The sequence below is a fragment of the Streptomyces sennicomposti genome (genome assembly GCF_019890635.1).
GTDB classification, from domain to species: Bacteria; Actinomycetota; Actinomycetes; order Streptomycetales; family Streptomycetaceae; genus Streptomyces; species Streptomyces sennicomposti.
Genome location: NZ_JAIOAB010000020.1, coordinates 1 through 17,501, shown reverse-complemented (window position 1 = coordinate 17,501; position 17,501 = coordinate 1). Strand labels below are relative to the sequence as shown.

Below are 17,501 nucleotides of genomic sequence, written 5' to 3'. Positions count from 1 at the left end.
CGTCGCCTCCGCCGGTACGGCGGCGCGCTTCCCGGTACGCAGGAGGCCCCCACGGACCATGGGGGCCTCACCTGGTGCGGCCGCCGGGGCGGCCGGATGCCGGGGGTCTCAGTCCACCCGCCTCTCGGGGTACCGCCACGCCTCCCACCGGATGGTGCCCACCGAGGCGAGCAGGCGCAGATAGTGGCGCACGGGCACACGGCCGCGCTCACGCCGCAGCGCGTTGCGTTCGTCCATCATCTCCTCACGGCGCCACTCCTCTCCCTCGGGGAGGAGGCCGCCGATGGCGCGCAGCCACAGGCCCACCCGGGCGTCCCTGCGTGCGGCCCGCGTGGTCCCCCCGCGCCGGGCCGACAGGCGGATGACCAGGGTGCCCACGAGGCTGAAGAAGGCGTTCACGGGCCGGGGCAGCAGTCCGGTCAGCGTGTGGGCCGCTTCCGACGCCGTCCTTCCGCGGCGCGACAGCGCCAGGAGCGACAGCAGGAGCAGCGCGGACACGACCAGTCCCGCGGTGGCCAGGCCGGCGGCGATCGAAAGAGCGGTGTCCATGAGGATGTGACGTCCGATCAGAAGTCCGTGACGGGCCTGGGATTCACGACGGGACCGTTCGCCCCGGACGCCTTCGCGCGCTTGCTCTGATGGGCGCCGGCCAGGGCCAGCCGGGCCTGTTCGGCGCCGTCGGTCGTGAACTTGTAGTAGCGGCGCCGGGGGCGGGGAGGATCGGCCGCCGCGTGCTCATCGGGGTCCTCCCAGTAGCTCTCCAGTATTCCCGCACGCTGCAGGCGGGCCAGGATGGGATGGATGGTTCCGCTCTGCAGTCCCACCGCCTGGCCGACCGTCAGCCCGTATTGGGCCTCCGTCGGGCGCTGGAGCAACTCCTTGAGGACCAGCTGGGTCTGCATGGTCATACGAAGTCCACTCATACACCTAACTCTACCTAGCTTGTCCAGCACCTAACTCGTTCTCCACTTATTGGCCGAATCAGGTCCCGTCTCGCGCCGAAGGGGCCGAGGAGCGCCGGATACCCGCGCCAACTCCGGGTAGGCGTAGGCCCGGAGCTATCTCTACCTAGGTTGTTCTCAAGTTAGGTAGTCTGTAGGCTCCGAGCGCCGAGCGTGACGAGAGGACCGGGACATGGCCGTGCAGGAGCAGAACGGGAACGGGAACGGGAACGGCGTCGACGGAACCGGCGGCGAGCCCCCCAAGTGGGACTTCCGCCTCGACCGCTGGGGCCTGGAGATCAGGGCGGGCAGGCACCTTCAACTCCATGTCTCGCTGGCCATGCTGCTGTGGCTGATCGGGGTCACGGCCGGCTGGAGCGTCTTCCAGTGGGGCTCCACCCCGCCGCTGCCGTAACGCCGCCGGCGGCCGAAGGCCCGGTACGGAGAAGGCCCCCGCCTTGCGAGGCGGGGGCCTTCCGTGTGCCGCGGTGGGAGCCGGCTCGGTCACTGCGGGCCGTACTTGCGGCCCGTGCGCGAGGTGACCCCGCCCAGCAGGCCCCGCGGAGCCAGCTTCACCACGCCCATCAGCGCCTTGTAGCGCGGGTCGGGGATCGACACCGTACGGCCGCGGGCCAGATCCGCCAGGGCCGCCGCGACCAGCTTGTCCGCGTCCAGCCACATCCAGTTCGGGATGTTGTCCGTGCCCATCCCGGCCCGCTCGTGGAACTCGGTGCGCACGAAGCCCGGGCACAGCGCCATCAGCCGCACCCCGCTGCCGGCCAGGTCGCGCGCCACGCCCTGGGTGAACTGCACGACCCACGCCTTCGACGCGCCGTAGGTGCCGCGCGGCACGAACGCCGCCACCGAGGCGACGTTCACCACGCCGCCCCGGCCGCGCTCGCGCATCGCCTCGGTCGCCGCGGCCGTCAGCCGCAGCACCGCCTCGATGTGCACCTTGAGCATCCGCAGCTCGTCGGCCATCGGCACGTCCAGGAAACGGCCCTTGTTGCCGAAGCCCGCGTTGTTGACCAGCAGGTCCACCGGGTTCCTGCGGTCGCCGAGCCGGGCCGCGACCGCCTCGACGCCCTCGTCCGTCGCCAGGTCGGCCGTCAGCACCTCCGCCTCGATGCCGTGCTTGTCGTGCAGCTCGGTCGCCTGCTCCGTCAGCCGTTCGGTGTCGCGCGCCACCAGGACGAGGTCATGGCCGTCCGCCGCCAGCCGCCGCGCGAACGCGGCGCCGATGCCCGCGGTCGATCCCGTAATCAGAGCCGTTGTCATGGCGAAAGATTAGTGGCCGGGGCCGTCCCCCCTCCGATCTGCGCACAGGCTCTCCCGATCGGTGGAGGAGGGGTGTGGAGGGCGGCGCGCGAAAAGCGCGCGCCGTCGCGCACGTCCCGTCAGCCCGCGTACGCCTCGGCGTACTTGCGCGCCGTCGCCAGCGCCTCCGGATGCAGCGCCGGGCCCGCCGCGAGCAGCCGCGGCAGCAGCGACCGCTCGGTCGTGGTGGCCCGGAACTGCAGGGCCACCGTCACATCGTGGTCCGGCCGGTGCACGATCTCCACCGGGTCGCCCGCGCGGATCTCACCCGGCTCCAGCACCCGCAGGTACGCGCCCGGCGCGCCGTTCAGCGTGAACCTCTTCACCCAGCCCTTCTCACCCAGATGGCCCTGGAAGGTACGGCACGGGATGCGCCCGCTGGTGACCTCCAGCAGCACCGAAGGACCGGCCGGCGAGCCGATCCGCCACCGCTCGCCGATCCGCGCCCCGGATATGTCCAGGCCCACCGTGGTGAGGTTCTCGCCGAACGAGCCGTTCGGCAGCGTCCGGCCCAGCTCGCGCTCCCAGAAGTCCAGGTCCTCGCGCGCCATCGCGTACACGGCCTGGTCGTCGCCGCCGTGGTGCCGCATGTCGCACACCGTGTCCCCGGCCAGCCCGCTCGCGCCGACCCCCTTCGGCCCCGGCGCCGCCACCCGCACCGGCCCGTCCACCGGCCGCTTGTCGATCCCGGTCACACCCTGCGGATGGTCGGTGTACGGCACGGCCTCGGCCCGGCCGACGTTGACGGAGAGAAGCTGCATCATGCCCGCACGGTAGGCGACCGGGGGCCAAAGTGTCGACGCGATATCGCGAGGATCACCCAAGCCAGGCTTATGCTCGAAGGGTGATCGAGGCCCGACATCTCCGTGTCCTGCGCGCCGTGGCCACCAGCGGATCCTTCTCCGCGGCGGCGCGCGATCTCGGCTGCACGCAGCCCGCCGTCAGCCAGCAGATGAAGGCCCTGGAGACCTCCGTCGGCACCCCGCTGCTCGTCCGCACCGGCCGCGAGATGCGGCTCACCCAGGCCGGCGAGGCGCTCGTCCGGCACGCCAACGGCATCCTCGCCGGACTCACCGCCGCCGAGGAGGAGGTCGCCGCCATCGCGGGACTGCGCGCCGGCCGGGTCCGCCTCGTCTCCTTCCCCAGCGGCAGCTCCACCCTCGTGCCCACCGCGCTCGCCGCGCTGCGCGCCGCGCACCCCGGCACCCGGGTCTCCCTGGAGGAGGCCGAACCGCCCCGCTCCGTCGAACTGCTGCGCGAGGGCGACTGCGACGTGGCCCTCGCCTTCCGCTACGAGGACGCCGCGGACCGCGACGCCGCCGGCGCGGAGGAGTGGGCGGACCTGGTGGTCCGCCCGCTGCTGACCGACCGGCTCGTCGCGCTCGTGCCCGAACGGCACCGGCTGGCCCGCGCCGGCTCCGGCCCGGTCGCCATCGCCGAACTCGCCGACGAACCGTGGATCGCGGGCTGCCCGCGCTGCCGGGGCCAGCTGGTGGAGGTGTGCACGGGCGCGGGCTTCACGCCCCGTATCGACTTCGCCACCGACGACTACCCGGCGGTGGCCGGGCTGGTGGGCGCCGGCCTCGGCGTCGCCGTCCTGCCCGAACTCGCGATCGAGTCCGTACGGCCCCGGGGCGTCCACACCGTGCCCCTGGCGCCCGCGGTGCGCCGCGAGATCGTCGCCCTCACCCTCCCCGACCTGTCCCAGGTCCCGGCGGTGGCGGCGACGCTGGACGAACTGGTGCGGGCCGGGGCGCGGTGAGACGGCGCCCGGCGCGCCGGACGCGGTGGGCGGGCGCGGGGCGCGGCGGGGCAGGGTGCGGTGGGGCGCGGTGCGGCGGGGCCGCGAAAGACGGTGCGGCGGGGGCCGCAAAAGGTAGGGCACGCCTGCGCGTGCCCTTGGTGATCGTCAGAAGAAACGTTCCTTCAGTTGTTCGAAGCGGTGTCCCCGCTCGGCGACGAGGCCGTGACCAGACGGTTCCTCGCCCGCCCCATCAGCTCCTCGCGCTCGTCCTCGGTGAGACCGCCCCACACTCCGTACGGTTCGCGCACCGCCAGGGCGTGTGCCGCGCACTCCGCACGGACCGGGCACCTCATGCAGACCTCCTTGGCCGAGTTCTCGCGGGCGCTGCGGGCGGCCCCGCGCTCACCCTCCGGGTGGAAGAAGAGCGAGCTGTCCACCCCGCGGCAGGCAGCCAGCAGCTGCCAGTCCCACAGGTCCGCATTCGGTCCTGGAAGGCGGGAGAAATCTGCCATTGCGTGACCCCTTGTAGCCGTTCGGTGGCGGATACGGTGCCGACGACCGTACATCTCCGATCTAAGGAGATGAAAATATGACTCATTGCGAATCTAGCCCTAGACACCTGGAAACGGGAAGAAAAGGGGCTGAATGGGGCATAGCTTGTGATGAAAAGTTGAGGGGATGACGTTGTGTCTGCCCTGTGTCCGCTCCCTCACGTAGAGTGCCGAAAACGGCGTACGGCCCCGTAACTCTTTCGAGTGACCGTCGTTGAGAGTGCGGAGGCGGTTGAAAACACAAGTGCTCGGGCAGGCGTCCGAGACGGTCGACCGCACAGGTGACGATTTCGTACCAGCCTGGAGGCTCAAGGTGACGCGCATCAGCTGCGGAGGGCGGCCATGACATCCGTCCTCGTCTGCGACGACTCCCCGCTTGCCCGAGAGGCGCTCCGCCGCGCGGTCGCGACCGTGCCCGGCGTCGAGCGCGTGACGACGGCGGCCAACGGCGAGGAAGTCCTCCGCCGCTGGGGCGCCGACCGCTCGGACCTCATCCTGATGGACGTGCGCATGCCCGGACTGGGCGGCGTCGAGACGGTCCGGCGGCTTCTCTCCGCCGACCCGGGGGCGCGCATCATCATGCTCACGGTGGCCGAGGACCTCGACGGCGTGGCGCTCGCCGTCGCCGCCGGCGCCCGCGGCTATCTGCACAAGGACGCCTCCCGCGCGGAGCTGCGCGCCACGGTGACCCAGGCCCTCGCCGACCCCACCTGGCGGCTCGCGCCGCGCCGGCTGCGGTCCGCCGAGATGGGCGCCGCGCCGACGCTCACCGCGCGCGAGATCCAGGTGCTGGAGGGCATGAGCCACGGCCGCTCCAACGCGGAGATCGGCCGTGAGCTGTTCCTCTCCGAGGACACCGTCAAGACGCACGCCCGCCGGCTGTTCAAGAAGCTCGGCGCCTCCGACCGCGCGCACGCGGTGGCGCTCGGCTTCCGCTGGGGCCTGGTCCGCTAGGACGGTCCCGCCAGGACCGGACCGCCAGGTACCGGACCGGACCGTCAGGTCCCGGATCCCCGGTCCGTCAGGCCCCGGACCGGGTCCCGGGCGGGCCCGGGTCCGGCGCACCGGGCCGCCTCCCGGCGGCGGGGACAGGCCGGCCCGGCCGGCCGGTGCGCGTCCGGGGACCCGGACGTACGGCGGAACGCGACGACGATGCGACGACGCGCCGCGGGGGGCGCGTGACGTGGCGACGGCGGCGGGCGTGGCGGTGCGGTGGTTCGGCGCGGTGCGGTGATCCGTGGCGCGTGCCGTCCCGCACGGGCCGTTCGCGGGTTCCCGTTCTGCTGCGGGCCGCCCCCGAGCCGCGTGCGCGAGCGGGCCCCAAGACGTGCGCGAGCGGGTCCGAGTCGTGTGCGAGCGGGTCCCGAGTATCGCCGGCGGGTTCCGGGTGCGGGTCGGCCTCGGACGGCTGACCGCCGTACGGGTGGCCCTGCGGGGCGTTCCGCCGGGGCGGGGAGACGCCCGCCGGGCGAGTGCCCGCCGTCATGTCGCCGACCGTCGGGGAGGAACCGGGTGGTCCGGGGAACACAGGCCGCAGGGTGCGGGTCCGCGCGAGGCCGGGGCGAGGCGGCGGCCGGCGCCGCGTACCGCACCCCGGTCACCTGCGGCGACGTCGCCCGCCGACAGGCCGATGCTCGTTTCGGCGCTGATGCCGCATCCTTGAGGTGTGGAGTTCCTCGGGGACGAGTCGGTCGAGCGGAATGGGAGGGCGCAGGGGATGGGTTCCGGCGCACCCGCTCATAACGCTTCGGTGCACAACCATGACGGTGGTGCGACGGAGCGTTCGGCGCCAAGGCACCATGGACCGATGCGCGACGACGAGGCAGCAGTTGCCCAAGGGGCGATCGGCGCACTCGTGCACCGTGCCGTCGACGGCGACGAGCGGGCCACGCACGATCTGCTCGCCCGCGTCCATCCGCTCGCGCTGCGCTACTGCCGCACCCGGCTGTCCCGGCTGCCGGGCGACGCGCGCCACTTCGTGGAGGACCTGGCGCAGGAGGTCTGCGTCGCCGTTCTCCTCGCCCTGCCCCGCTACCGCGACACCGGCCGCCCCTTCGAGGCGTTCGTGTTCGCCATCGCCTCCCACAAGGTGGCCGACCTCCAGCGCGCGGCGATGCGCCACCCCGGCTCCACCGCCGTACCCTCCGACGAGATGCCCGAACGCCCGGACGACTCCCTCGGCCCCGAGGAGCGGGCGCTGCTCAGCAGCGACGCCGAGTGGGCCAAGAAGCTGCTGGCCAACCTCCCCGAGAACCAGCGCGAGCTGCTGCTGCTGCGCATCGCGGTGGGCTTGACCGCGGAGGAGACCGGGCAGATGTTGGGAATGTCACCGGGAGCGGTCCGGGTCGCCCAGCACCGCGCGCTGAGCCGCCTGCGGGCCCTCGCCGAGCAGTAGCCGTACGCCGGTCGAGCCTGGCTGTACGCCAGTTGGACCGGCGGCGCCCCGGTTCCGTACGAAGATACGAAGCCCCGGGCAGTGGTCCGTCGTGGAATCGTGGAATGAGACGCCTTCGCTTCCCGTTAGCATGGACATCCGCACCGATCAAGGCCATTTGGGGAAGGTGTCATGACTGCAAACGTCGACGGAGTGCCCGAGAAGTTCGCGACACTCGGGCTGACCTACGACGACGTGCTGCTGCTGCCGGGCGCATCCGAGGTGCTCCCCAACGCGGTCGACACCTCGTCCCGCATCTCCCGCAACGTCCGGGTCAACATCCCGCTGCTGTCGGCGGCGATGGACAAGGTGACCGAGTCCCGCATGGCGATCGCGATGGCCCGCCTCGGCGGCGTCGGCGTCCTGCACCGCAACCTGTCCATCGAGGACCAGGCCAACCAGGTCGACCTGGTCAAGCGCTCCGAGTCCGGCATGGTGGCCAACCCCATCACCATCCACCCGGAGGCCACGCTCGCCGAGGCCGACGCGCTGTGCGCGAAGTTCCGCATCAGCGGCACCCCGGTCACCGACCCGGCCGGCAAGCTGCTCGGCATCGTCACCAACCGCGACATGGCCTTCGAGACCGACCGCTCGCGCCGCGTCAGCGAGGTCATGACGCCGATGCCGCTGGTCACCGGCAAGGTCGGCATCTCCCGCGCGGACGCCATGGAGCTGCTGCGCCGCCACAAGATCGAGAAGCTGCCGCTGGTCGACGACGCGGGCATCCTGCGCGGTCTGATCACCGTCAAGGACTTCGTCAAGGCCGAGCAGTACCCGAACGCCGCGAAGGACGCCGAGGGCCGTCTGCTCGTCGGCGCCGCCGTGGGCGCGAGCCCGGAGGCGCTGGAGCGCGCCCAGGCCCTCGCCGAGGCCGGTGCGGACTTCCTGGTCGTGGACACCTCGCACGGCCACAACAGCAACGCGCTGAGCTGGATGGCGAAGATCAAGTCCAGCGTGTCCATCGACGTGATCGGCGGCAACGTCGCCACCCGCGACGGCGCGCAGGCCCTGATCGACGCCGGTGTCGACGGCATCAAGGTGGGCGTCGGCCCGGGCTCGATCTGCACCACCCGCGTGGTCGCCGGCATCGGCGTCCCGCAGGTCACCGCCATCTACGAGGCGGCCCTCGCGGCCCGTCCGGCCGGCATCCCGGTGATCGGCGACGGCGGTCTGCAGTACTCCGGCGACATCGGCAAGGCGCTTGCCGCCGGCGCCGACACGGTGATGCTCGGCTCGCTGCTGGCCGGCTGCGAGGAGTCCCCGGGCGAGCTGCTGTTCATCAACGGCAAGCAGTTCAAGTCGTACCGCGGCATGGGCTCGCTGGGCGCCATGCAGTCCCGCGGCCAGGCGAAGTCGTACTCCAAGGACCGCTACTTCCAGGCCGAGGTCGCCTCCGACGACAAGCTCGTGCCCGAGGGCGTCGAGGGCCAGGTGCCCTACCGCGGCCCGCTGGCCAACGTGCTGCACCAGCTCGTCGGCGGTCTGCGCCAGACCATGGGCTACGTCGGCGCGGCCACCATCGAGGAGATGGAGTCCAAGGGCCGCTTCGTCCGCATCACCTCGGCGGGCCTCAAGGAGAGCCACCCGCACGACATCCAGATGACGGTCGAGGCGCCGAACTACAGCAGCAAGTAGGCGGCCGGCCGCGGCAGCAGGTCTCACAGGGCGGCCCCGGATCCTCCGGGGCCGCCCTCGCCATGGGCGTCGGCGATACTGGAAGACGCTGAAACGCATCAGGGAAAGGCCACAGACGTGACTGAGATCGAGATCGGGCGCGGCAAGCGCGGCCGCCGGGCGTACGCCTTCGACGACATCGCCGTCGTCCCCAGCCGCCGTACGCGGGACCCGAAGGAGGTCTCGATCGCCTGGCAGATCGACGCCTACCGCTTCGAGCTGCCCTTCCTGGCCGCCCCCATGGACTCGGTCGTCTCCCCGGCCACCGCCATCCGCATCGGCGAGCTGGGCGGCCTCGGCGTGCTCAACCTCGAAGGCCTGTGGACGCGGTACGAGGACCCGCAGCCGCTGCTGGACGAGATCACCGAGCTGCCCGCCGAGGCCGCCACCCGCCGCCTCCAGGAGATCTACGCCGCTCCGATCAAGGAGGAGCTGATCGGGGCGCGGATCAAGGAGGTGCGCGACTCCGGCGTGGTCACGGCCGCCGCGCTGTCCCCGCAGCGCACCGCGCAGTTCTCCAAGGCCGTCGTGGACGCGGGCGTGGACATCTTCGTCATCCGCGGCACGACCGTGTCGGCCGAGCACGTCTCGGGCGCGGCGGAGCCGCTGAACCTGAAGCAGTTCATCTACGAGCTGGACGTCCCGGTGATCGTCGGCGGCTGCGCCACGTACACGGCGGCGCTGCACCTGATGCGCACCGGCGCGGCCGGCGTCCTGGTCGGCTTCGGCGGCGGCGCCGCGCACACCACGCGCAACGTGCTCGGCATCCAGGTCCCGATGGCGACGGCCGTCGCCGACGTGGCCGCCGCGCGCCGCGACTACATGGACGAGTCCGGCGGCCGGTACGTGCACGTGATCGCGGACGGCGGCGTCGGCTGGTCCGGCGACCTGCCCAAGGCGATCGCCTGCGGCGCGGACGCGGTGATGATGGGCTCCCCGCTCGCCCGTGCCACGGACGCGCCCGGCAAGGGCCACCACTGGGGCATGGAGGCGGTCAACGAGGAGCTGCCGCGCGGCAAGAAGGTCGACCTCGGCACGGTGGGCACCCTCGAGGAGGTCCTCACCGGCCCCTCGCACACCCCCGACGGCTCCATGAACCTCTTCGGCGCCCTGCGCCGCGCCATGGCCACCACGGGCTACAGCGAGCTGAAGGAGTTCCAGCGCGTCGAGGTGACGGTCGCCGACTCCCAGCACAAGCGGTAACCACCCACTCCGACCACACCAAGAGGCCCGTCCCCCGCATCAGCGCGGGGGCCGGGCCTCTTGGCGTCTGCGCTGGGGGGCGCGCCCGTCGTCGGGCGGAGCAGCGCCGGCTTCGGCTGGTGAAGTTCCGGAGGAGGATGATCTTGTGGATCTACGGCCGCTGAGCGGCCACCCCACAAGAACTAGGGGTGGACGCTCGGCCTGGTGACAGAGAAACCGTCGCAGTGGCCGCTGCGGTGGCCTCCGGCGCTCACCCTATCGGCGAGACCGCTGCTCCTCCACCGTCGGCGGTGGTCCGCCGCACCCGTGCGCCCCCCTTCACAACCGGTGCGCCGCCCCCGTGGGCGCGGCGCCCCGGGTGTCCAGGAGGAGCTGGGCCTTGACCGAGAGGCCCTGTAGGTCGTACGTGCGGTGGTGCTGGAGGAGGATCGTGAGGTCCGCGTCGGCGACCGCCTCGTACAGGGCGTCCGCGCGGGGCACCGGGCGGCCCTCGACCTCCCAGGCGGGCACGTGCGGGTCGTGGTAGCTGACCGAGGCGCCGAGGCCGGTGAGGCGGACGGCGATCTCCTCGGCGGGCGTGCCCTCCAGATCGGCGAGGTCGGGCTTGTAGGTGACGCCGAGGAGCAGCACCCGCGCGCCCCGGGCCGACTTGCCGTGCTCGTTGAGCAGGGTCGCGGCGCGCTGGACGACGTAGCGGGGCATGCGGCTGTTGACCCGCTGGGCGAGTTCCACCATGCGCAGGCCGCGCCCCGCGGTGCCGGTGAGGTCCTGGGGGTGGCCGTGGCCGCCGACGCCGGGGCCGGGCCGGAAGGCCTGGAAGCCGTACGGCTTGGTCTCCGCGCAGCGCAGCACGTCCCACAGATCGACGCCGAGGTCGTGACAGAGCACCGCCATCTCGTTGACGAGGGCGATGTTGACGTGCCGGTAGTTGGTCTCCAGCAGCTGCACGGTCTCGGCCTCGCGCAGTCCGCGCGCGCGGACCACCTTGTCGGTGAGCCGGCCGTAGAAGGCAGCGGCCGACTCGGTGCAGGCGGGGGTGAGACCGCCGATCACCTTGGGCGTGTTGGCCGGGGTGACGTCGCGATTGCCGGGATCGACGCGGCTGGGCGAGTAGGCGAGGTGAAAGTCGCGGCCCGCGCGCAGCCCCGAGCCCTTCTCCAGCAGCGGGCACAGGAACTCCTCCGTGGTCCCGGGCAGCACCGGCGACTCCAGGATCACGGTGGTGTGCGGGCGCAGTTGCCCGGCCAGAGCGCGGGCGGCGGCCTCCACCTGGGTCAGGTCGAGCCCGCCGTCCGCGCCGCGCGGCGTCGGCGCGCAGATCACCGCCGTGCGCACCCGGCCGAGTTCGGCCGGGTCGGTGGCCGGCCGGAAGCCCCCCGAGAGCATCCGGCGCAGCTCGGCCGCGCTGAGCGGGCCCGACTCGTCCCCGGTCCGGTAGCCGAGCGTGGTGATGCCGGCGGCGACGGCGGCCTGGGCCAGGGGCAGGCCGAGAGGACCGAGTCCGATGACGGCGAGATCTGCGGGCATGGCGTGGGCCGTCCTTCCCAATAACCGACGTGGCGCGAACCCGCAAGCCCGGTGGACAGGACGAGCGAGTGCAATGTCAGACTAGGAGTAAATATGACCGTTTTGCGGGATTGACCAGCGTGTTTCTCGGAGTGCCGGGCCGAGTTGTCCACAGGCGGGCGGCGACTGGTGGCTGAAGTCGGGCAAGGCGGTCAGAATTCTGGGCAGGGAGACTCGTGGGGGAGATGGGACGGGCTTCGCCCGACGGGTGCGGCCGGCGCGACGGACACCGGGAGGCAGCAGTGAGGACAGCGACACTGGGGCCGGCGCAGCGCGCCGAGTCACTGGCGGGAATGGCCGAGCGTGAGCTGGACATCCTGGTCGTGGGCGGCGGCGTGGTCGGAGCGGGCACGGCCCTGGACGCGGTCACACGCGGCCTGAACACCGGCATCGTGGAGGCGCGCGACTGGGCGTCGGGCACCTCGAGCCGCTCCAGCAAACTGATACACGGCGGGCTGCGCTATCTGGAGATGCTCGACTTCGCCCTGGTCCGCGAGGCCCTGAAGGAACGCGGCCTGCTGCTGGAGCGCATCGCCCCGCACCTGGTGCGCCCGGTGCCGTTCCTGTACCCGCTCCAGCACAAGGGCTGGGAGCGCTGGTACGCCGGCTCGGGCGTCGCGCTCTACGACGCCATGTCGATGGCCCGCGGCCACGGCCGGGGCCTGCCCCTGCACCGCCATCTGAGCCGCCGTCATGCCCTGCGCGTCGCCCCCTGCCTGAAGAAGGACGCCCTGGTGGGCGCGTTGCAGTACTACGACGCCCAGGTGGACGACGCCCGCTTCGTCGCCACCCTGGTGCGCACCGCCGTCTCCTACGGCGCGAAGGCCGCCAACCGCGCCCGGGTCACCGGCTTCCTGCGCGAGGGCGAGCGGGTGGTCGGCGCGCGCGTGCAGGACGTGGAGGGCGGCGGCGAGTACGAGATCCGCGCCAAGCAGGTCGTCAACGCCACCGGCGTGTGGACCGACGACACCCAGGCGATGGTGGGCGAGCGCGGCCAGTTCCACGTCCGCGCCTCCAAGGGCATCCACCTCGTCGTGCCCAAGGACCGCATCAACTCCACCACCGGCCTGATCCTGCGCACCGAGAAGTCCGTCCTGTTCGTCATCCCCTGGGGCCGGCACTGGATCGTCGGCACCACCGACACCGACTGGGACCTCGACAAGGCCCACCCGGCCGCCTCCAGCGCCGACATCGACTACCTGCTGGAACACGTGAACTCGGTGCTGGCGGTGCCGCTCGGCCGCGACGACGTCGAGGGCGTGTACGCGGGCCTGCGGCCCCTGCTGGCCGGCGAGTCCGACGCCACCAGCAAGCTCTCCCGCGAGCACACCGTCGCCCACCCCGCGCCCGGGCTCGTGGTGGTCGCCGGCGGCAAGTACACGACGTACCGGGTGATGGCCGAGGACGCCGTCGACGAGGCCGTGCACGGCCTGGACATGCGGGTCGCCGACTGCGTCACCGAGGACATCCCGCTCTACGGCGCGGAGGGCTACCGCGCGCTGTGGAACGCGCGGGCGCGCATCGCCGCCGACACCGGCATCCACGTGGTGCGCGTCGAGCACCTGCTCAACCGGTACGGCTCGGCCGCGCTGGAGGTCCTCGCCCTCATCGCCGAGGACCCGGCCCTCGGCGCACCCTTGCAGTTCGCCGACGACTACCTGCGCGCCGAGGTCGTCTACGCCGCCTCGCACGAGGGCGCCCGGCACCTGGACGACGTGCTGACCCGGCGTACGCGCATATCCATCGAGACCTTCGACCGGGGCACGCGCAGCGCCCGCGAGGCGGCGGAGCTGATGGCGCCGGTGCTCGGCTGGGACGCGGACCAGATCGAGCGCGAGGTCGAGCACTACGAGAAGCGGGTGGAGGCCGAACGCGAGTCGCAGCGCCAGCCCGACGACCTGACGGCGGACGCGGCCCGCCTGGGCGCACCGGACATCGTGCCGCTGTAACCGTCCGGCCGCTGGCACCGACCACCGAAGCCGACCGCCGACGGGCTGCCGGGCCGCGGCCCCCGGCCCCCTAGCCGCCCGGCCGCCGGGTCGCCGGGCTGCGGTCGGCCAGCCACCGAAGGGCCGCCGCACGGCCCGCCGCCGGACGCGGCGCGGCGGCCGACCGCGGAACAGCCGCGGCGGCCGACCCGCCGGTGCGGTGGGGCGTGGGGAGGCCGGGCGGCCGGGGGAGCGCTGTGGCCGGCCGTCCTGCCCGATGCTGCGCCGCTTGTTCGGATCGGCCGCAGACGGCGGGACCGCGGTCCCGGCGGACCGCCGGCCGGGGCCGTGCCGCCACCTGGCCGGCTGCTCGCCGGGGGGCGTGCTTCCGATCGGCCGGCTGCCCTCGCCGGGGCGCCACTGGCGGCCCGCCGTGGTCGTGCCGCCCCCGGCCGACTGCCGACCGTGCCGCCACCCGGTCGGCCGCTCGCCGGGGGCGGGTCCCTGGCCGACCGTTCGCCGTGTGGCCGTGCCGCCACCGCCTGCTGCCGGCCGCCCGCCGGCGCCGATCGCCGAAAGGCTGCCACGCCCCGGCTGCCCGGCCGCCGAGCCGCCGCCCCGGCGGACCGCCTGCCGTGGCCGTGCCGCCGCCCCGGTCGACGGTCCGTTGTGGCCGCGGGCGTCGTCCGGCAGGCCGCTCGCCGAGGGCGTGCTGCCCCGGCCGGCCGGCGGCGAGATCGTGCCGCTTCGGGCCGGCGCGCGGTCGGTGGGACGGGGCGGAGAAGTGTTCGGCGCGCGTCGGATTCCGGTCGTCGGGACGGAGGTGGGACCCTTACGGGCGGAAGTGTCCGGCGGCGTCGGCACCCCGCGCTGACCTGTTGTCACGGCCCGTCATCCCGCCGTGCCGGACGCGCCGTTCGGCGGCGGGACCGGGCGTCGCGAGGGGCACCCTGGGCGTGGAGCACTTGTCGGGTGAGGGACAATGGAGCCTCTGTCAGGGCGGGTTGCATGAGGGGACGCATGTCGGAGGCGGAGCGGGCGGGGGCATCCCGTCAGGACACTCGTCAGGACAACAGCGAGCGTCTTCTCGCCGGGCGTTACCGGTTGGGGGACGTGCTCGGCCGGGGCGGCATGGGCACGGTGTGGCGGGCCGAGGACGAGACCCTGGGCCGGACGGTCGCGGTCAAGGAACTGCGGTTCCCGTCCAACATCGACGAGGACGAGAAGCGGCGCCTGATCACGCGCACGCTGCGCGAGGCCAAGGCCATCGCGCGCATCCGCAACACCAGCGCGGTGACCGTCTTCGACGTGGTCGACGAGGACGACCGGCCGTGGATCGTGATGGAACTGGTCGAGGGCAAGTCCCTGGCCGAGGTCATCCGCGAGGACGGCCTGCTGGAACCGAGGCGCGCCGCCGAGGTCGGGCTCGCCGTCCTGGACGTGCTGCGCTCGGCGCACCGCCAGGGCATCCTGCACCGGGACGTGAAGCCGTCCAACGTGCTCATCGCCGAGGACGGCCGGGTCGTGCTCACCGACTTCGGCATCGCGCAGGTCGAGGGCGACCCGTCCATCACCTCGACCGGCATGCTGGTCGGCGCCCCCTCCTACATCTCCCCGGAGCGCGCCCGCGGCCACAAGCCCGGCCCCGCGGCCGACCTGTGGTCGCTCGGCGGCCTGATCTACGCCGCCGTCGAGGGCACGCCGCCCTACGACAAGGGCTCGGCGATCGCCACGCTGACCGCGGTGATGACCGAACCGCTGGAGGAGCCGAAGAACGCCGGCCCGCTGCGGGACGTCATCTACGGCCTGCTCAACAAGGACCCGGCCAAGCGTCTGGACGACGCTGCCGCCCGGGCGATGCTCAAGGCCGTCATCGACGGGCCCGACGCGAGGACGGCTCCCGAGCCGCCCGCGGACGCGACGAAGGTCGTCCCGCTGCCCGCGCAGCCGGACCGCCGCTCGGGCAAGGGCGGTGCGAAGGACCGGAGTTCCGGTGCCGCGGCCGGCGCCGCGGCCGCCGAGGGCAAGCGGGGCGAGGAGGTGTCCGACCGGCTGCGCGGCGCGCTGCGCTCGGTGCGCAAGGCGGCCGGCGGGTCGGGGGCGGCCGGTTCCGCGGCGGCGAGCCGTGCCGAGCAGGCGTCCGGCAAGCCGGCGTCCGGCGCGGCGGCCTCGGCGAGCGCGTCCGGCCCCGCCCCGGCGACGCCCGCCACGGGCGCATCGGCCGGCGGCGCGAACGCCAAGGGCGGCGGCGCGCAGGGCGGCCGCAGCGGCTCCGGGTGGCCCGTGATGCCGCCGCCGGACCTGGACCTGCCGCCCCGGCAGGCCCCGCGGGCGCCGCTCACCGACGTGGTGCCCCGGCGCACGCTGGTGATCATCGCGGTGCTGGTGGCGCTCGCCGTGATCGGCGTCGTGCTCGGCATCGCCCTCAGCGGCGGCGGGGACTCCGACGACGACAAGAGCGGCGCGGCCGGCCGGTCGGCCGCCGCGACCGCGAGCGCCGCCACGGGCGCCGGCGGCGGCGCCAAGGGCACGGACGGCAAGCAGTCCGGCTCCGCGAAGGGCACGGACGGGTCGGCCGGTTCGGCCGGTACGGGCGGCGCGGCCGAGGCGACCGACGCGAGCGCCGACGGCGGCAAGAGCGACGACGCCTCCGCCTCCGGCTCCGGTGCGGACTCCGATCCGTCCGGTGACGACGACGGCGTGGTGACGACGTACAAGAGCCCGCACGGGTACTCCATCGGACTGCCCGAGGGATGGAAGTACGCCTACGCCGCCGACGCCGGGGACCGGTTCACCGGCCCCGACGGGCAGAAGCTGCTGGTCGCCTGGACGTCCACGCCCAAGAGCGACCCGGTGGCCGACTGGAAGAACCAGGAACGCTCCATGGTCCGGCCGCACTACAAGGTCATCCGGATCGAGAAGGTCGGCTACCGCGGCTGGAACGCGGCCGACTGGGAGTTCACCTACACCGACGGCGGCACCACGTACCGCAGTGTGGACCGCGGGTTCGTCACCGACTCCACGCACGGCTACGCCCTGATGTACACGGCCAAGGCCGACGACTGGGGTGACGACCTGCGCCGGGACACCTGGCAGACGCTCACGAAGTCCTTCGAACCCGCCAAGTGAGGCACCGGGGTCCGGTTTCCGCCGGGCCCCGTCCGCGCTTTCGCGGCCACGAGATCCGGCATCCTCTCTTTGCGGGTTGCCTCCGGCACGTATCGTGAGTGGTTGCGGTCCGTGAGCAAGGGGAACTTGGCGGACAGCGAACGGATTTGACCGACGGTGCGGCCGGGGGAGGCAACGTGGACGACTACGCGGGCCGGGTTCTCGCCGACCGCTACCGCCTGCCGCTGCCCCCGTCCGACGAGTACGAACTCACCGAGACCCGCGCCTTCGACACCTACAGCGGCCAGGAAGTCCTGCTGCGGCAGGTGCCGTTGCCCGAGGTGGTCGAGGCGGAGGTGCTCGACGCGGACGGCCTGCCCGACGGCTTCACGCCCCGGGACGGCGGCGCCCTGCGGCCCTCGCGCACCGGGTACCCGGCGCGTGCGGCGGGAGGCGCGGCGTCCGCGCGCGGGGCCGGTCCGGCCACCCGGCGGCCCGCCGACCCGGCGGTGCGGCGGGCGGTGGAGGCGGCGCAGGCCGCGGCCCGCATCCCCGACCACCCCCGGCTCGACCAGGTCTTCGACGTGTTCGCCGAGGGCGGTTCGCTGTGGATCGCCAGCGAGCTGGTGGCCGCGCGGCCGCTGGCGGCCCTGCTGGCGGAGCAGCCGCTGACGCCGTACAGGGCGGCCGAGGTCGCCTCCGACATACTCATGGCGCTGCGCGTCCTGCACGGTCACGGCTGGGTGCACCGCAACATCACCGCCCGCACGGTCCTCGTCTGCGACGACGGCCGCGTGATGCTGACCGGCCTCGCCGTCGGCGCGGCGGAGGAGGCCCTGTGCGGCTACGACCCGGTCCCGCCGCAGGACGACGAGGACACGGGAGTCGAGGACCACGGCGGCGCGGGCGCTGCCGCGGGCGGTGCGGGCGGTGCGGGCGCGAGCCAGGGCGGCGCGCCGGGCGCGTACGGGCCCGGCAGCGGCGGCCCGGCCGGGCGGTCTGCGGGTGCCGGGGGCTACGGCGGCCCCGGGCCGG

15 protein-coding genes are annotated in these 17,501 nt (G+C 73.4%); 9 read left to right on the top strand and 6 right to left on the bottom strand.

Annotated features, from left to right (window positions below; all coding sequences use genetic code 11):
* Positions 1-108: 108 nt before the first annotated feature.
* Both K7787_RS14020 and K7787_RS14015 read right to left on the bottom strand, forming a co-directional pair.
* Positions 109-549 (bottom strand): hypothetical protein, encoded by a 441-nt coding sequence (locus tag K7787_RS14020; RefSeq protein ID WP_019981694.1) that lies wholly within the window; start codon positions 547-549, stop codon positions 109-111.
* A 17-nt stretch (positions 550-566) separates the two neighbouring features.
* Positions 567-923 carry a PadR family transcriptional regulator gene (locus K7787_RS14015; RefSeq protein ID WP_231573818.1) on the bottom strand — a complete coding sequence of 119 codons (357 nt, stop codon included), beginning with the start codon at positions 921-923 and terminating at the stop codon, positions 567-569.
* A 211-nt stretch (positions 924-1,134) separates the two neighbouring features.
* Between K7787_RS14015 and K7787_RS14010 the strand changes: the two genes are divergently transcribed.
* Positions 1,135-1,356 (top strand): hypothetical protein, encoded by a 222-nt coding sequence (locus tag K7787_RS14010; protein WP_019981692.1) that lies wholly within the window; start codon positions 1,135-1,137, stop codon positions 1,354-1,356.
* A gap of 89 nt (positions 1,357-1,445) precedes the next feature.
* Here K7787_RS14010 and K7787_RS14005 read toward each other — a convergent pair whose 3' ends face one another.
* Together K7787_RS14005 and K7787_RS14000 are read right to left on the bottom strand one after the other, a co-directional pair.
* Positions 1,446-2,219: an SDR family NAD(P)-dependent oxidoreductase gene (locus K7787_RS14005; RefSeq protein ID WP_019981691.1), complete on the bottom strand. Its 774-nt coding sequence runs from the start codon at positions 2,217-2,219 to the stop codon at positions 1,446-1,448.
* A gap of 119 nt (positions 2,220-2,338) precedes the next feature.
* On the bottom strand, positions 2,339-3,019 hold the full coding sequence (locus tag K7787_RS14000) for an MOSC domain-containing protein (RefSeq protein ID WP_027758017.1): 681 nt from the start codon (positions 3,017-3,019) through the stop codon (positions 2,339-2,341).
* An 83-nt stretch (positions 3,020-3,102) separates the two neighbouring features.
* On the opposite strand from K7787_RS14000, the gene K7787_RS13995 reads away from it, so the two are divergent.
* Positions 3,103-4,020 (top strand): LysR family transcriptional regulator, encoded by a 918-nt coding sequence (locus K7787_RS13995; protein ID WP_223001594.1) that lies wholly within the window; start codon positions 3,103-3,105, stop codon positions 4,018-4,020.
* A gap of 164 nt (positions 4,021-4,184) precedes the next feature.
* Here the strand turns inward: K7787_RS13995 and K7787_RS13990 are convergent, their stop codons facing one another.
* Positions 4,185-4,514 carry a WhiB family transcriptional regulator gene (locus tag K7787_RS13990; protein WP_009190196.1) on the bottom strand — a complete coding sequence of 110 codons (330 nt, stop codon included), beginning with the start codon at positions 4,512-4,514 and terminating at the stop codon, positions 4,185-4,187.
* A gap of 381 nt (positions 4,515-4,895) precedes the next feature.
* Between K7787_RS13990 and K7787_RS13985 the strand changes: the two genes are divergently transcribed.
* From K7787_RS13985 to K7787_RS13970, 4 genes are all read left to right on the top strand, one after another.
* Positions 4,896-5,507 carry a response regulator transcription factor gene (locus K7787_RS13985; protein ID WP_003948568.1) on the top strand — a complete coding sequence of 204 codons (612 nt, stop codon included), beginning with the start codon at positions 4,896-4,898 and terminating at the stop codon, positions 5,505-5,507.
* 853 nt (positions 5,508-6,360) lie between these two features.
* On the top strand, positions 6,361-6,948 hold the full coding sequence (locus K7787_RS13980) for a sigma-70 family RNA polymerase sigma factor (protein ID WP_009190198.1): 588 nt from the start codon (positions 6,361-6,363) through the stop codon (positions 6,946-6,948).
* 171 nt (positions 6,949-7,119) lie between these two features.
* On the top strand, positions 7,120-8,622 hold the full coding sequence (gene guaB, locus K7787_RS13975; RefSeq protein ID WP_009190199.1) for an IMP dehydrogenase: 1,503 nt from the start codon (positions 7,120-7,122) through the stop codon (positions 8,620-8,622).
* A 117-nt stretch (positions 8,623-8,739) separates the two neighbouring features.
* The gene (locus tag K7787_RS13970; RefSeq protein WP_019981685.1) at positions 8,740-9,864 is read left to right on the top strand and encodes a GuaB3 family IMP dehydrogenase-related protein; all 1,125 of its coding nucleotides are present in this window, start codon (positions 8,740-8,742) and stop codon (positions 9,862-9,864) included.
* Between the two features lie 318 nt (positions 9,865-10,182).
* Here the strand turns inward: K7787_RS13970 and K7787_RS13965 are convergent, their stop codons facing one another.
* Positions 10,183-11,391 carry a nucleotide sugar dehydrogenase gene (locus tag K7787_RS13965; protein WP_009190201.1) on the bottom strand — a complete coding sequence of 403 codons (1,209 nt, stop codon included), beginning with the start codon at positions 11,389-11,391 and terminating at the stop codon, positions 10,183-10,185.
* A 281-nt stretch (positions 11,392-11,672) separates the two neighbouring features.
* Here K7787_RS13965 and K7787_RS13960 point away from each other — a divergent pair, with 281 nt between their 5' ends.
* The 3 genes from K7787_RS13960 to K7787_RS13950 all read left to right on the top strand — a co-directional run.
* Complete coding sequence (locus tag K7787_RS13960; RefSeq protein WP_009190202.1) at positions 11,673-13,379, top strand: glycerol-3-phosphate dehydrogenase/oxidase; 1,707 nt, start codon at positions 11,673-11,675, stop codon at positions 13,377-13,379.
* Between the two features lie 999 nt (positions 13,380-14,378).
* Positions 14,379-16,487: a serine/threonine-protein kinase gene (locus K7787_RS13955; RefSeq protein ID WP_223001593.1), complete on the top strand. Its 2,109-nt coding sequence runs from the start codon at positions 14,379-14,381 to the stop codon at positions 16,485-16,487.
* 176 nt (positions 16,488-16,663) lie between these two features.
* The coding region (locus K7787_RS13950) for a protein kinase (protein ID WP_372456643.1) at positions 16,664-17,501 on the top strand (838 nt) is incomplete at its 3' end.

Bases quoted from the DNA above. Each gene is read 5' to 3' on its own strand.
- K7787_RS14020 (WP_019981694.1), bottom strand. From the start codon at position 549: ATGGACACCGCTCTTTCGATCGCCGCCGGCCTGGCCACCGCGGGACTG.
- K7787_RS14015 (WP_231573818.1), bottom strand. From the start codon at position 923: ATGAGTGGACTTCGTATGACCATGCAGACCCAGCTGGTCCTCAAGGAG.
- K7787_RS14010 (WP_019981692.1), top strand. From the start codon at position 1,135: ATGGCCGTGCAGGAGCAGAACGGGAACGGGAACGGGAACGGCGTCGAC.
- K7787_RS14005 (WP_019981691.1), bottom strand. From the start codon at position 2,219: ATGACAACGGCTCTGATTACGGGATCGACCGCGGGCATCGGCGCCGCG.
- K7787_RS14000 (WP_027758017.1), bottom strand. From the start codon at position 3,019: ATGCAGCTTCTCTCCGTCAACGTCGGCCGGGCCGAGGCCGTGCCGTAC.
- K7787_RS13990 (WP_009190196.1), bottom strand. From the start codon at position 4,514: ATGGCAGATTTCTCCCGCCTTCCAGGACCGAATGCGGACCTGTGGGAC.
- K7787_RS13985 (WP_003948568.1), top strand. From the start codon at position 4,896: ATGACATCCGTCCTCGTCTGCGACGACTCCCCGCTTGCCCGAGAGGCG.
- K7787_RS13980 (WP_009190198.1), top strand. From the start codon at position 6,361: ATGCGCGACGACGAGGCAGCAGTTGCCCAAGGGGCGATCGGCGCACTC.
- guaB (WP_009190199.1), top strand. From the start codon at position 7,120: ATGACTGCAAACGTCGACGGAGTGCCCGAGAAGTTCGCGACACTCGGG.
- K7787_RS13965 (WP_009190201.1), bottom strand. From the start codon at position 11,391: ATGCCCGCAGATCTCGCCGTCATCGGACTCGGTCCTCTCGGCCTGCCC.
- K7787_RS13955 (WP_223001593.1), top strand. From the start codon at position 14,379: ATGTCGGAGGCGGAGCGGGCGGGGGCATCCCGTCAGGACACTCGTCAG.